Raw genomic sequence first — 12,630 nt, 5'->3', positions numbered from 1 at the left:
CCAGCGAGAACTAGTATCGGCCGCGCTTAGCCGTCTTCTTCCGCCGATTGTAGGGCGAGCGGTTGATAGGCTTCAGTGAGATACCCTCACGCTGCGCCTTGCTCGCGATAGAACCAGGTGGGCGCTCCATCTTGACGCTGATGACACCCGTAGGGGTGTTTGCCTTCGCCAGCGAGCGAAGCTGCTTCACCTCCTTATCCGTCCAGGGCTGCCGAGAGCGGCGCTTGTACTTCGGGTTGGCTTTGCGCGGTCCCTTCTTGCCGATGGGCGAGCCGGGCCGCTTCCAGGATGCTTGTGCCATGTTCGGTCCTCCTGGTTATCAAGGCACGAATCGGCATCTTTGTTCCGGAACAAGCTCAACTGGCGGGCGTTACGCACGCGGTGGGAGAGATACGCAAGAGGAGTGTCGGCGACGACCTTGGCGCCGGGAAAGACGCTGAAAACCTTTCCAGTTAGCGGCGGCTGCTGAGAAAAATCCTCCTGTGGGACGGGCCGCGATGTCGGAACCAAGCCGGGTCGTTCGCGGTTCAGCTGGTTGAACGAGATCTTTTCGGATTCCGAGTGGCCGGACAGAGCGCGACGGACAGGTGACCGCTGCTTTAGCGCCAAGCTCCTTGTCAGTCGTCGCTGGAGTCGACGCGAGACGTATCAGCATCAGCCTTGTAGCCCTTGACGATGTCCTCGTTGTCGACCTCCTCGCTCGATTGTACGCTCGGCGCAAAATCCGGCGTGCTCAAGAAAAACTGCCGAGCTCTTCGGCACCGCCGGGAAGCTTTTCGACATTACAACTGGAAGGTTCGAGCGTCCAAGATGGTGGAGCAGCAGCAATACCGGTCGATAAGCAGAAGCATATGTCGATCCGACTTCGCCCCGATGGCGACACTCTCAGGATCGTCTACGCTCTCTACGACGTTGACGGCAATCTCATCGGACGGCGAGTCGTTACCGGGAATCTTGAAACGGGCACGCAGAAGTGGAGCCGTTGAGAAGCGTCAATCCACCCGGATTCACTCTAAGTCCTAAGCTCCCGCTGATAAACCCACCTTGTTGGCATCCAGGATCTTTCGGGAAATTACGAGCTATACGCGTGCGTTGCACCCATCGTGGCGTTCACCCAATAAATCGGGGCAATTGTTGTTTTCGAGCTGAAGTAGCGTCATCGGCAAAGTTGGCACTTTGGCGCTACCTTCATCGAGGTGACCAAGGAGGAGCTTGAGAACGTCGCGGATAGATCGGCCATCGGATCAAGTACGCGTCTCGAATCCGGTTATCAGTATCGGAGTTCCCCCGGTATCGCCCCCGCGCGGCATCTGGACTCGCAGCGGACGGCGCTCGCCGGGTTGTTCGCTGCGAACGAGAGCAAGGGCGCTTGCGGAGAAATGCCAGCACCATGATCTCGTCGGAAGTGAGCTTGGCGTACTGGCGCTTGAACTTCCGCGCGATCTTGGCTTCGATCATCTTCACGAGGTCGCCAGACATGTAGGCGTTCAGAACTTCCGGGTGCACGTAGCACTTGCGGCAGATCGCTGGTGTGTTGCCCAATTGCTTCGAGACCCTCTCGATCGCTGCGACGACGTTGCGCTTCGCCTCGGCCTGGCTGTCCTATTTCTTGAATTCGGCTAGGGCCAACGACGGCGACACGGTCGCGCAGCGCGGGCAGCGCGGCGGCGAACTGGATAATGTGCTCGTACTTGTTCTGGTCGCGCAGCTCGCGCCATTTCGCGTGGTAGCGGTACTGCTTGCGCCCTCGCGCATCGAGCCCGGTCGCCTGGATATGGCTTTTGGGCGAGGGGCAGATCCATACAGATTCGTAGGCGGGCGGGATGCCGATGGACTTGATGCGCCGGATGATGGCGGGATCAAGACACGGGTTGGTTCCTGTCTGGGTTTGGCGGACGCGATGTGTAAATTCGGTGACCGTGCACATCGGCCCTCTGACGGGAACTGGCCCGGTTCCTTTGACAAGGCATGCGCAGTCGATGAGGGCATGGGCTCAACTTCAGACAATCGCCACAAAGTTTCATCACACGCTACTCCACAGTCAGTCATCACGTAGGCCGCGATGTTCCAGTTCTCACTCGATGTATTGCGCCAGCGCTATGTCGTCGAGAAAAGGCCGCTCGAGGCCAGCGTCGAGCAGATCTTGCGGGCCGACACCCGCGCGGGAGCTCGCGCCATCCTGGCTTCAATCGATAAACGGCGTTTCGAAAACAGGTCCGAAGGGCAGCGCCTCCGCAAGATGCTCCGCTTCGAGACTTCTCTCTGGGAAAGCGGCCAACATGCTGTGGCAGGCGTGGACGAGGCCGGAATGAGCCCTCTCGCCGGACCGGTCTCCGCTGGCGCCGTGATTCTGAAGCCCGGCACGCGGATAGTCGGAATCGACGACTCGAAAAAACTCGACGCCGCGGCCCGCGAAGAACTCGCGAAGGAGATCAAGGAAAAGGCGGAGAGTTGGTGTGTGGCGTTCGTCGAAGTCGAGGAGATCGATGCGATTAACATCTATTGGGCAGGCATCCAGGCTATGCAGCGTGCCGTCCGGGGGCTCGGGTTAACGCCGCAGCACTTGCTGATCGATGCGAAGCGGTTGAAGGAAATCGACATCCCGCAGCAAGCTATCATCAAAGGCGACGCCAAGTCCGCCAGCATCGCCGCCGCCTCCATCCTCGCGAAAGTCGAGCGCGACACCGTCATGCGGGCGCTCGACGTGCGTCACCCCGGCTACGGATTTGCGGATCACAAGGGCTACCCGGTGCCGGCTCATTACGAGGCCCTTGCTCAGCTTGGTGCATGCGCAGCCCACCGGAAGTCGTTCGGACCTGTACGCAAGGCTCTCGGGTTGCCGCCGCTACCTCCATGGCCTTCAGCATCCGAACGCGAAGCCGGCTGAATTCCGGGTCGTACGCTCGGAGTTATTTCCGCGACCAACTCTTTTCGCGAACGACACCCTTGGCCTTCTTGTCCGACCGCAGGCCAAGATAGACCGGCTGACGCAGCTCGCCCTTGCTCGTCCACTCCGCAAACTTCACTTCCGCAACCAGCGAAGGGCGCACCCAGGTCGTGACTTGCTCATCCTTCACCTTGGCAGGAAAGGGCGACTTGGCTGCCTTGAGCCTCATGAGCTTGCCGTGAAGCTCTTCAAGGACCTGGTGGCTGAAACCGGTGCCGACGTGGCCGATGTACCGCCATGCATCATCTTCCCGTACCGCCAGCACGAGCGCGCCGAAAAAGGGCCGCGTTCGCCGCGGCGCCGTGAACCCGGCGATCGCGACCTCCTGCCGCCGCGCGGTCTTCACTTTCAGCCAGTCGGCGGTCCGGCGCCCAGACGCGTACGGGCTGTCGGCGCGCTTGGCCATAATGCCTTCGAGATGTCTCCGCTCGGCCTCGGCGAAGAATTGCGTTCCCTTGGCCTTGCGATGGTTGCTGAATGCGATCAGCTTGTGGCGCGGCAGGATGGCGTTTAGTCGCTTCTTGCGCTCGAGGAGCGGCAGCGCGCGCAGGTCCTCGCCATCCGCGAACATGAGGTCGAACGCGCAGTACAAGAGCTTGGCCTTGTGGCGCAGGGCGTTCTGAAGCAACTGGAAATGGGATACCCCGTCCTTCCCGATCGCGACGAGCTCGCCGTCGATTACGGCGTCGCCCTTCACGCCCTCCAGCGCTTTCGCGACCTCCAAATAGGAGTGGCTGATGATCTTCCCGTTGCGGCTGTAGAGCGCCACCCGACCGCGCCGGATTTCCGCGACCATCCGGAAGCCATCGAACTTGTCCTCGAAGACCCAATTGGGATCGTCGAACGGTGAATCGGTGAGCGTGGCCAGCATGGGCTGCAGGCGATGAGGCAGGGTCGATTTTCGGGCCATGGCCGGGTCTTTCTACAGAGCGGGCAAGGCTCGAAGCGAGGAGGACGGAAGCCGAATCCGCGCGACATCGCCCGCCGCGACCGGTCCGCCGGCCCGAACCAGGCCAAGCACCCCTGATTTGAATGGAGGGCCGGTTTCCGCCGACGAAAGCACCTGCCGTTTCAGGCCGGGCCGGAAGCGGTCAATGAGGATACAGGGCATCCGGAGACCGGTCAGCTCGACGATGGCCGTAGGCCCCAGTTCGATGAGGGTGCCGAGGGGCATCCGCTCCAAATCCAGGCCGACGGTGGTGATGTTCTCACCGAGATCTCCTGCTGCGACTGAGAAGCCAGCTTTGCCGAGGTTCGCGAACAGCTCGGACGGGATCAGGTGGACCTGCCGGAGATTGGGCAGGCGGGGTCTGCGGCGAGCCAGATAGCGATGCCGGACGAAAGGGCCGGCGTGGGCGTCGCCTTCGACGCCGTGGCCTGCCACCAAGACTATGCGCTCCTGGACCCGTTTGCTGAAGCGGTGCCCGCGATCGGCGGCGACCGCCACCACCTTTCCCTCGAGCGAGAGATGATTCGCCTGCGGCATCAGGCTGCCCGGGCGAGCGAGCGCCGCTTCTGGCGGAGGTAACGCGTGATCTCCGGCAGCGTCATCGCGTTCAGCACCCGGGCCGCGGGCACGCCGCCCTTGCGCGCCATCTCGACACCCCAGTGCATGTGGTCGAGTTCCGGAATCGAGTGCGCGTCCGGATTGATGCTCATCATGCAGCCGAACTCAAGGGCCGCCTGGTGCCAACGCCAATCGAGGTCGAGCCGCCACGGGTGTGCATTGATCTCGACGACAACGTCATGCTTGGCGCATGCTCGAAGCACCTTCTCGATGTCGATTTCGTAGCCTGGCCGGCGCTGGAGCTGCCGACCGGTCATGTGGCCGATGATCGTGGTGTGAGGATTGGCGATAGCGCGCAGCAGGCGCTGCGTCTGCGCCTTGCGGTCCAGTTTGAAGCGGCCGTGAATGCTCGCGACCACGAAGTCGAAGCGCTCCAGCACGTCGTCCGGATAGTCCAAGGAACCGTCGGCCAGAATGTCGGACTCGATGCCTTTCAGAATCCGGAAATCCTTGCCGAACCGCTTGTTCAACCGGTCGGCTTCTCGGTGCTGCTGCGCGATCTCCTCGACCGAGAGACCGCCCGCATAGTGCGCGGACTTTGAATGGTCCGCGACCCCGAAATACTCGAAACCGCGCTGGCGCGTGGCTTTGGCCATGGTCTCCAGGGTCTCGGTCCCGTCTGAGGCGTCGGTGTGGCAGTGAAGGATTCCACGAAGGTCCTGATCGGTGACGAGCTTCGGCAGCTTGCCCTTCAGGGCAAGCTCGATCTCGCCGCGCCCCTCCCGGAGTTCGGGATCGATGAAAGGCAGGCCGAGAGCACGATAGATTTCGGCCTCCTCCCCGGAGATCAGGGTGCGCTCCTTGTGCAAGCCGTCCGCTTCCAACATCATCTCTTTCTCGGCGGCCAGCGATTGAAGTTGCTCGATGTGAGCGGAAGAGCCGGTGGCGAACAGAAGGGAGGCGCCGAAGTGATTGCGGTCGGACACGTGAACCTGCAATCCGTCCGCCGCCAGCGCCTTTGAAGTCTTCGCCGCCTTTGCAACTTCTGCGACCATCGCGAAATCGCCGACGAGCTCGCAGCCACGACGGAAATCGCCGGCGATCGTCACGCGCTTGAGTTCGGGGCGAGACTTGCGGATCGATTCCTTCGCATGCGCCAGCAGGGCGGCGGCACGGTGCAGGTGGAGGCGGCCTTCTCCGCTTTTGGCGATGGCCAGGTTCTGCAGAATCTTGGCCTGCAGCGCGGCGCCGAGCCCTTTCGCCCTCTTGATTCGGTCGTCCTTAGCGGCGGCCTCCAGTTCGGCGAGGGAAGCGATGCCCAGATCTTTGTAGAGCCGCAACACCTTCTCCGGACGAAGGCCGGGCACGGCGAGCATCTCGAGCACACCAGCAGGTATCTCCTTCCGCAGCTTTTCGAGGCTCGGATGGCTGCCCGTCTTGTGGAGCTTGATGATGATGTCGGCGATCGCATCACCGACCCCGGGGATCTCCGTCAGCCGATCTTCGGCGATGAGCACGTCCAGAGGAACGGCAATTGCCGCCAGGCTATCGGCGGCTCTCGAATAGGCCTTCGACCGATAGGGGTTGCCGCCTCGCAGGGCGGTGCGCTGCGCGTACTCTCGCAGGAGACCTGCCACAGCGCGAGCGTCGAGCGAAGGCATTCAGCGAGCCTCCCGCTCCACGCTTTGCGGCGGCGCCGCAGCAAGGCGGTAGCCCGAGCGGTCACTTGGTCGCCCATCGAGAGAGCTCTCGAGCTTCCGAGCTGCGCGAAAGTCCTCGAGATGCTGGGTATTGGGGCCGTACGCGGCCTCCTTCTTGAGGAGATTGTAGATCCGCCCCGCGACCAGCTGCAGATGCTTCATCCTCCCCCGTGGCATCGATCTCGCCATGCAAAGAGCTCGGACAGCGTAGGCTCGGAAATAGTCGAATGCGTCTGACATGGTCCAGGTAAACGCCGGCTTTCGCCTTTAGTTCGGTCGGGATCGACGGGGTACAGACTGGGAACCCCGCGAATCCTAGCGGCGTTGCACTGGCATCATTCGCAAGAGGAGGAGCCAGTGGCAGCAGCGAAGAAGACGAAGACGGCGCGGGGACGCAAACAGGACCGAGCGCGGGTGGCCAAGGGCCAGGACTATGAAGTCAGGTACGAAGCGAAGAAGACCGGCCGCTCGGCATCCGCCGTGAAGAAGGCCGTCAAGAAAGTCGGCAACTCCCGGAAGCGCGTCGAGAAGCGTCTGGGCCGATAGCGCCGACAAGATCGCCGGCCGAGAAGCGAGTAAAGGCGGTCCGCCTCTGCACGCTGGGCTCGACCTCGCGGATGTAGATCTCGGCCCTGAGGAACGCGATCTCGTCGTCCAGGCCGGCCTCGTCGACATCGACTTCGGCCTACCGTCGCTGCCGTCGTTCCAACGATACCCGCGGCGCTTCAGGGAAAAAGCGGTCTGCTCCGCCCAAACGCGCATCGTCGGCTTGCGGGCGGTCTCGAGCAGCAGCGTGAGCAGGCGCGCCGGTGGTCGGCAGCGTGAAGTCCAGGACTTTCAGAAGAGCGTGGCAATCGGGTGAAGGTGTTTCGCGTCCCCCGAAGCCGCCGACAGACGGTTCGACGAGCACGATCCGGAAGGCGTCGCGTGCTCGATCCAGCGGTCAAATGCATCCGCCATGGACTTCGCGATTGCAGCAGCCTCGAGCATTCTGGCGACGATGTAGGGATGAGAGAGGGTTTGTCCTTCCGGGATCGGCACGGCACCGTCTTCATACGCGGCCTCCGCGAACCGCCGCTCAAGGAAGATTTCGCGCGGGATCTGCCGCATAGAGAGCAGGACCCGCTTGTTGCGAACGCCGCGGCTGGCAATCTGGACGTCGACCATCGCGTCGCGAAGGAAGCGGGACTTCTTGGACCGTCTGCTCTCCTTGGCCGCGCGCATGACCTCTTGGCTCCAGGCATGTTGATCGCCGTGACAGATACGGAAAACGCGGGTACCGACGGTTTGCTCCCTGGACCCCGGCAAAGCCGCGACGGGCTGGCTCTGTCGGCGAGGCGGCTGATCTCCGGAACAGCCTCCGATCCAGCGCCAAACTAGGGTCTGCAAGAGCGAGGCTGTATCTTTCCGCAATCCGTTTCCGCGCAGGACTTCGAGGCCGGGCGCCTTTCTAGGGCGGGCAGCGCGGCAGCCTCATCCGGTCCGGTGGCCGCGGCTAGGGCTTTTAGCCAGGAACAGTGAGATCATCCTGCGGTTGACTCCGGAGGACAACACCCCGGAGGTCAACATGGCCAGGGAAGAGCGCGAGACGTTCAGTCTCATCGGAAGCGACAAGGTCGAGGGCACGAACGTGTACGGAGCGAACGGAGAGAAGGTCGGCTACATCGAGCGCGTCATGATCGACAAGGTCAGCGGCAAGGTATCGTACGCGGTGCTCAGCTTCGGCGGTCTGCTCGGCATCGGTGACGATCACTATCCGCTGCCCTGGCAGGCGCTGAAATACGACACCAACCTCGGCGGCTACGTCACGGGCATCACTCAGGACCAGCTCCGCGGCGCCCCCAAATATGCCGACGAGAGCAGTTGGAATTGGAGCGACCCCGCGACCACGCGCTCCGTGAACGCCTACTACGGTGTGCCGGTGGCCTGAGGCCTGAAAGTGGGTGGTGCCGTACGTGTTCTGGTCGTGGAGGATGAAGCGCTGATCTGCAGCTTCATCGAGGACGCCTTGCTCGACGGCGGTTTTGAGGCCTGCCCGGTCCATTCGGGGGAAGCGGCCCTAACCACCTTTCGCGACGGCCGCGAGGGATGTCGGGCGCCGCTCACGGTCAACCTGGGTGACGGCATTAGCGGATGGGAGCTGGCGAGGCAGATCAGGGAAATCACGCCAGACTTCCCCGTGCTCTACATGACGAGCGCCAGCGCGACGGACTGGGAATCGCAAGGCGTCGACCGCAGCGTCCTGATCGAGAAGCCCTTTGCGCCAGCGCAATTGACGGCCGCCATCTCGCAGCTGCTCGCTGGCGCGACATCGCCGGGAGGATCCCCTGGACACCGCGGTTTGCAGGGCGAAAGCGGGTCCCGGTGTCAGGCTTCGCCGGAGCCGGAGAAGAGGACCGTCGGCGGGGTTGATCGCGGGGGCGGTGAGGGTCGTCCGTAGCTCGGTCCCGGTCTGCTCTTGAGCTCGTACCTTTGAGCCAGATCGAGAAGCCGCCGCTTGGTGAACGGGTCGGCCTTCTCCGCCAGATCGCGCGCCCGCTGCGCGAAGCCGCTGTAGAACTCTTCCATGACGCCACCCCACAACATCGCCGAACGCCGATCTTCGATGGTCGGTGAGGCTCAGGTCAAGAGATCGCTTGTCCCCGCCTGGCAAACGGCACTACGCTGATCGAGGCGGGAAAGCCAAATATCGCTGCTGCATCCAATCCCGAAGCCGTGCCCGCACTGTCGGCGGCCGATGAAGCTTGTGCGCGACGAGAGGGCCAGAGGCGGGGAGCGCTACGTCTGCCCCGATTGCGATGATGATCCGCTGCACGATCCCGCCGCCCGGAACTGGGTGGAAGGCCCGCTGCGGCCGCCGGCGAAATAGTGAGCCGGGAAAAATGGGCCCGACCCCGGTCCGGGCCTCGCAGGGCCGGGACTGGCAAGTTCGTCGTGGGCGCACCACCTCGTTTGTCGATGGCAAACGTGGGGAGGCGCGATGTCGACGGTCGCAAAGCTGCTCGCGCGGAAACAGGCGCTCCTGGAACGCCTGGAGAACGAACCAGGCCCCAACGAGCGCGAGGAAATCCAGGCGCTACTCGCCCAGATCGAGACGGCGCTGAATCTGCTCGAGCTGGGCGATGGGGCCGGTCCGAGCGACGAGTGAATGAATTCGCCGCCCGTCCACAAGTCGACCTGAAGCGGGCGAAGGGCGACGACCTCTTCGGTGAGCGCGACGTCCCGCGGAATACCTCGGCGTCGCAGTCCGCGCGAGTTGACGTGGCTCAAAGCGAATAGCCGGCCCGGGCGTACACTTGAATACGTACCGATCGGCATGAGCGCGCTCAGGTGCTGTTACCACGTTGTTTCGGATCAGAATCGACGCGGGTCCCGTGCTGTTGAAATAATGCCGCGCGGTTCGGAGTGGCACAATGCGACGCGTTCGAAATAGTTCGTTTCGACAGGTCGTTGAAGCCGACATTGCGCGGACGATCTGCTTCCTTCAATTGCTCTCCGCGGGAATTATTCCGGACATAATCGCAATTCCGCTGCTGAGGAGTTCAGTCGTCAGCAACAGCCTGGATCCGGCACAGCCCGGCTTTGGCGCTATGGTCGTCACCGTTGATAAGAGGTAGCGACGGGATCCAGAGCCCTCAAACGTTGTAATTGCATGGCGCGTGCGGCAATGCCGCACTAGGCTCTCGAGAACCGAGCCGCGTGGCGTCTCGGCCATCCGGCTTCGATCCTTCGCGCAAGTCGAGATAAATATAATGTGTCGCTCGCCGGAGGCACTCGCCCGCGGGCCCCGCCGTCATTGCGTGCCGGCGTCGTTATCACTGTCCCGCGTTCGGGTGCCTTGTTGACCGGTCGTTCGACTGCAGTCGCCTCAAGGCCCGCGGACATTGCATGCCCGCGTCGCTATCACTGCCCCATCGGCGGCTGCGTTTTTGATCTTGTCACCTGCGGCTTGATTTCAATTGTTCCGGGTTGCTCAGCGTTCTCATCATCGAGAGCTAAGGGACGCCGTCCCTCGCGCGCGCCAGGGTAAAGCGCCGGCCGATGCCGGCGCCAACCCGAGCGGTCTCCCCGGTCTTCCGCGCTCTGCTCATTTGCCGACTTTGGACAATGTAGGACGCGCTTGTGCAGACCCGCTTCTATCGAGCGGCCCCAATTGGGGCGGGCGATCCCCCTCCGCTCGGGTCGCCCTGGCGCTTGCTACCCCCGGTCTCGCCGACGGGCAGGGGCGCAGGCGCGGAGTGCGCCTTGCACCCATCAAGCCAAAAAGGAGATCGATCATGTCGGCCAAGTCAATCGGAATACCTGATGGAACGGAGGTTCGCATTCCGCTCAGCAAGCTCAAGAAGTCGCCGAAGAATGCCCGCAAGACGCCGCACAGCGCGGCGACGATCGAGGCCTTGGCGGCAAGCATTGCGGCCAAGGGCATCCTGCAGAATCTGGTCGTCGAGCCGGAGGTCGATGGCGACGGGGCACCGACGGGCTTCTTCTGCGTGACCATCGGCGAGGGCAGGCGGCTCGCCCAGCTGTTGCGGGTCCAGCGCAAGGAGATCAGGAAGAGCGAGCCGATCCGCTGCATTGTCGATACCGCGAACGATGCCCACGAGATCAGCCTGGACGAGAATGTCACCCGGGAGAAGATGCATCCGGCCGACGAGTTCGAGGCGTTCCGGAAGCTTTCGGACGAGCGCGGGCTCGGTGCGGAGGAGATCGCGGCGCGCTTCGGGGTGACGGCGCATGTGGTGCGGCAGCGCTTGCGGCTGGGGGCGGTGTCGCCCAAATTGATGCAGCTCTATCGCGATGGCGATCTGGCTCTTGAACAGCTGATGGCGTTTGCCATCACGGATGATCATGCCCGGCAGGAAGCGGTCTATGAGCGCCTGCCCTTTACCCCTGATGCCTCGGCCATCCGCCGTCTGCTCACCGAAACCCACGTTCCGGCCACTGATCGCCGAGCGCGTTTTGTTGGCCTCGAGGCCTATACGGAGGCGGGCGGCACGGTCCTGCGCGACCTCTTCACCGAGGATCGCGGCGGCTATCTGGAGGACGTCGCGCTGCTCGATCTCTTGGTGACGGCAAGGCTCAATCGTGAAGCGGATGCTCTGCGGGCGGCCGAGGGATGGAAGTGGACGGAGGCCCATCTCGACTTCCCGCATGCCCATGGCATGCGCCGCGTCTATCCGTATCCGGTCGAGTTGTTGGCGGAGGATCAGGCCGCCCTTTTGGCGGTCCAGAGCGAGTTCGACCGGCTCACCGAGCAGCACCAGACCGCTGAGGAGCTGCCTGACGAGGTTGACGCGCGGTTCGGTGAACTGGAGGCCGAGATCGAGCGGTTGGAGGCCAAACGGCTGGCCTATGATGCGGCCGACGTCGCGCGCGGCGGCGCGTTTGTGACGCTCAATCACGATGGCACGGTGCGGATCGAGCGCGGCTTTATCCGTCCCGGAGACGAGAAGTCCGAGGCTGAAGCCGGACCGGAAGGCGATGCCGAGGCGCGGGATGAGGACGACCAGGACGGCGAGGAGGGAACGCCGGATGGCGAAGATGACGAGGGCGCAAACGATGAGGAGGACGAGGACCAGAAGCTGTCCGACGCTCTGGTTCGCGACCTGACCGCGCACCGGACCTTGGGGCTGCGGCTCAATTTGAGTGAGCAGCCGGATGTCGCCATCGTGGCGGTCACCCATGCGCTCGCCGCCCAAATCTTCTATCTCGGGGCGGCCGCGCACGTGGTCGGCATCCAGCCGGTGAAGACCGATCTGGCTGCGCACGCGGATGGGATCGAGGACACGCCGGCCGGCAAAGCATGGTCGGATCGCCATGCCGATTGGGCACGGCAGATGCCTAAAGACGTCGGCGCATTGTGGGACTTCGTGGCCGAGCTCGACCACGACAGCCGCATGGCGCTGTTCGCGCACTGCGTCGCACTTACCGTCAATGCGGTCAAATTGCCGCTTGACCGCAGGCCGCGCGCCTTGGCGGCGGCCCGCCGTTTGGCCGAGGCCGTGGCCCTCGACATGACGGCCTACTGGCGGCCGACGGTGCGGACTTATCTCGGCCGCGTCACCAAGGCTGGCATACTGGGAGCGGTCCGCGAAGCCATCGGCGAGGAGGCGGCCGGGCGCCTGACGGACATGAAGAAGGCCGATATGGCGCAGGCTGCTGAACAGCTTTTGGCCTCAACTGCCTGGCTGCCGTCGCTGCTGCGGACGGCCGTGCCGCATGGGCAAGCTGGTCTGCAAAGCGAGGTGCAGGACAGCGGACCCCAAGCGGAAGCTGCGGAGTGAAACCAGCGCCGGGCCGCGCGGGCGGCCCCCGCGCGCTGCAAAATCGCGGCCGCGCACCTGACGGTGCGCGGCCGATTTCGTGGACGGAAAGCGGCGGTTGCCCGCCTAAGTGCCCCCTCCGATCCGGGGACGACTAGGCAGATCAACGGCTGCTTGCGGTCGCCAGGACGGTTGAATCGAGGCTCCTTCGAT

General features: G+C 63.4%; 13 protein-coding genes and 1 pseudogene. 7 read left to right on the top strand and 7 right to left on the bottom strand.

The window, feature by feature from the left end; all coding sequences use genetic code 11:
* Positions 1-10: 10 nt before the first annotated feature.
* Together J6500_RS04915 and J6500_RS32145 are read right to left on the bottom strand one after the other, a co-directional pair.
* Positions 11-301 carry a hypothetical protein gene (locus J6500_RS04915; protein WP_225711550.1) on the bottom strand — a complete coding sequence of 97 codons (291 nt, stop codon included), beginning with the start codon at positions 299-301 and terminating at the stop codon, positions 11-13.
* A gap of 969 nt (positions 302-1,270) precedes the next feature.
* Positions 1,271-1,927 (bottom strand): DNA topoisomerase IB-related protein, encoded by a 657-nt coding sequence (locus tag J6500_RS32145; protein ID WP_376707755.1) that lies wholly within the window; start codon positions 1,925-1,927, stop codon positions 1,271-1,273.
* Between the two features lie 135 nt (positions 1,928-2,062).
* Between J6500_RS32145 and rnhB the strand changes: the two genes are divergently transcribed.
* The gene (rnhB, locus tag J6500_RS04905) at positions 2,063-2,887 is read left to right on the top strand and encodes a ribonuclease HII (protein WP_225711548.1); all 825 of its coding nucleotides are present in this window, start codon (positions 2,063-2,065) and stop codon (positions 2,885-2,887) included.
* A gap of 22 nt (positions 2,888-2,909) precedes the next feature.
* Here the strand turns inward: rnhB and ligD are convergent, their stop codons facing one another.
* From ligD to J6500_RS04890, 3 genes are read right to left on the bottom strand one after another with little or no spacing between them, the layout of a single operon-like run.
* Positions 2,910-3,857 (bottom strand): non-homologous end-joining DNA ligase, encoded by a 948-nt coding sequence (gene ligD, locus J6500_RS04900; protein ID WP_225711547.1) that lies wholly within the window; start codon positions 3,855-3,857, stop codon positions 2,910-2,912.
* A 12-nt stretch (positions 3,858-3,869) separates the two neighbouring features.
* A complete protein-coding gene (locus J6500_RS04895; protein ID WP_225711546.1) occupies positions 3,870-4,433 on the bottom strand; it encodes an MOSC domain-containing protein in 564 nt (187 codons plus the stop codon).
* Positions 4,433-6,115, bottom strand: coding sequence for a DNA polymerase/3'-5' exonuclease PolX (locus J6500_RS04890; RefSeq protein ID WP_225711545.1), 1,683 nt, complete (start codon positions 6,113-6,115; stop codon positions 4,433-4,435). Before J6500_RS04890 ends, J6500_RS04895 begins: the two co-directional genes overlap by 1 nt.
* Before the next feature lie 396 nt (positions 6,116-6,511).
* On the opposite strand from J6500_RS04890, the gene J6500_RS04885 reads away from it, so the two are divergent.
* Entirely contained in the window at positions 6,512-6,700 is a 189-nt protein-coding gene (locus tag J6500_RS04885; protein ID WP_050631509.1) for a DUF3606 domain-containing protein, read from the top strand.
* A 19-nt stretch (positions 6,701-6,719) separates the two neighbouring features.
* On the opposite strand, the pseudogene J6500_RS04880 reads toward J6500_RS04885, so the two are convergent.
* Both J6500_RS04880 and J6500_RS04875 read right to left on the bottom strand, forming a co-directional pair.
* Positions 6,720-7,010, bottom strand: a pseudogene (locus tag J6500_RS04880) (3'-5' exonuclease); the annotation flags it as partial.
* A complete protein-coding gene (locus tag J6500_RS04875; RefSeq protein ID WP_225711779.1) occupies positions 6,992-7,321 on the bottom strand; it encodes a protein-L-isoaspartate O-methyltransferase family protein in 330 nt (109 codons plus the stop codon). The pseudogene J6500_RS04880 and the gene J6500_RS04875, both read right to left, overlap by 19 nt.
* A 400-nt stretch (positions 7,322-7,721) precedes the next feature.
* Here J6500_RS04875 and J6500_RS04870 point away from each other — a divergent pair, with 400 nt between their 5' ends.
* From J6500_RS04870 to J6500_RS04850, 5 genes are all read left to right on the top strand, one after another.
* Entirely contained in the window at positions 7,722-8,084 is a 363-nt protein-coding gene (locus tag J6500_RS04870; RefSeq protein WP_225711544.1) for a PRC-barrel domain-containing protein, read from the top strand.
* Between the two features lie 9 nt (positions 8,085-8,093).
* The gene (locus J6500_RS04865; protein WP_312018192.1) at positions 8,094-8,594 is read left to right on the top strand and encodes a response regulator transcription factor; all 501 of its coding nucleotides are present in this window, start codon (positions 8,094-8,096) and stop codon (positions 8,592-8,594) included.
* 32 nt (positions 8,595-8,626) lie between these two features.
* Positions 8,627-8,770: a hypothetical protein gene (locus J6500_RS04860; RefSeq protein WP_225711795.1), complete on the top strand. Its 144-nt coding sequence runs from the start codon at positions 8,627-8,629 to the stop codon at positions 8,768-8,770.
* A 364-nt stretch (positions 8,771-9,134) separates the two neighbouring features.
* Positions 9,135-9,302 (top strand): hypothetical protein, encoded by a 168-nt coding sequence (locus tag J6500_RS04855; protein WP_225711543.1) that lies wholly within the window; start codon positions 9,135-9,137, stop codon positions 9,300-9,302.
* Between the two features lie 1,129 nt (positions 9,303-10,431).
* The gene (locus tag J6500_RS04850; protein ID WP_225711542.1) at positions 10,432-12,438 is read left to right on the top strand and encodes a ParB/RepB/Spo0J family partition protein; all 2,007 of its coding nucleotides are present in this window, start codon (positions 10,432-10,434) and stop codon (positions 12,436-12,438) included.
* Positions 12,439-12,630 lie beyond the last annotated feature (192 nt).

The organism is Bradyrhizobium semiaridum (assembly GCF_020329505.1).
In the GTDB taxonomy this organism is placed as follows: Bacteria; Pseudomonadota; Alphaproteobacteria; order Rhizobiales; family Xanthobacteraceae; genus Bradyrhizobium; species Bradyrhizobium semiaridum.
This window is presented reverse-complemented; position numbering and strand designations above follow the sequence as displayed.

Bases quoted from the DNA above. Each gene is read 5' to 3' on its own strand.
- J6500_RS04915 (WP_225711550.1), bottom strand. From the start codon at position 301: ATGGCACAAGCATCCTGGAAGCGGCCCGGCTCGCCCATCGGCAAGAAG.
- J6500_RS32145 (WP_376707755.1), bottom strand. From the start codon at position 1,927: ATGTGCACGGTCACCGAATTTACACATCGCGTCCGCCAAACCCAGACA.
- rnhB (WP_225711548.1), top strand. From the start codon at position 2,063: ATGTTCCAGTTCTCACTCGATGTATTGCGCCAGCGCTATGTCGTCGAG.
- ligD (WP_225711547.1), bottom strand. From the start codon at position 3,857: ATGGCCCGAAAATCGACCCTGCCTCATCGCCTGCAGCCCATGCTGGCC.
- J6500_RS04895 (WP_225711546.1), bottom strand. From the start codon at position 4,433: ATGCCGCAGGCGAATCATCTCTCGCTCGAGGGAAAGGTGGTGGCGGTC.
- J6500_RS04890 (WP_225711545.1), bottom strand. From the start codon at position 6,115: ATGCCTTCGCTCGACGCTCGCGCTGTGGCAGGTCTCCTGCGAGAGTAC.
- J6500_RS04875 (WP_225711779.1), bottom strand. From the start codon at position 7,321: ATGGTCGACGTCCAGATTGCCAGCCGCGGCGTTCGCAACAAGCGGGTC.
- J6500_RS04870 (WP_225711544.1), top strand. From the start codon at position 7,722: ATGGCCAGGGAAGAGCGCGAGACGTTCAGTCTCATCGGAAGCGACAAG.
- J6500_RS04855 (WP_225711543.1), top strand. From the start codon at position 9,135: ATGTCGACGGTCGCAAAGCTGCTCGCGCGGAAACAGGCGCTCCTGGAA.
- J6500_RS04850 (WP_225711542.1), top strand. From the start codon at position 10,432: ATGTCGGCCAAGTCAATCGGAATACCTGATGGAACGGAGGTTCGCATT.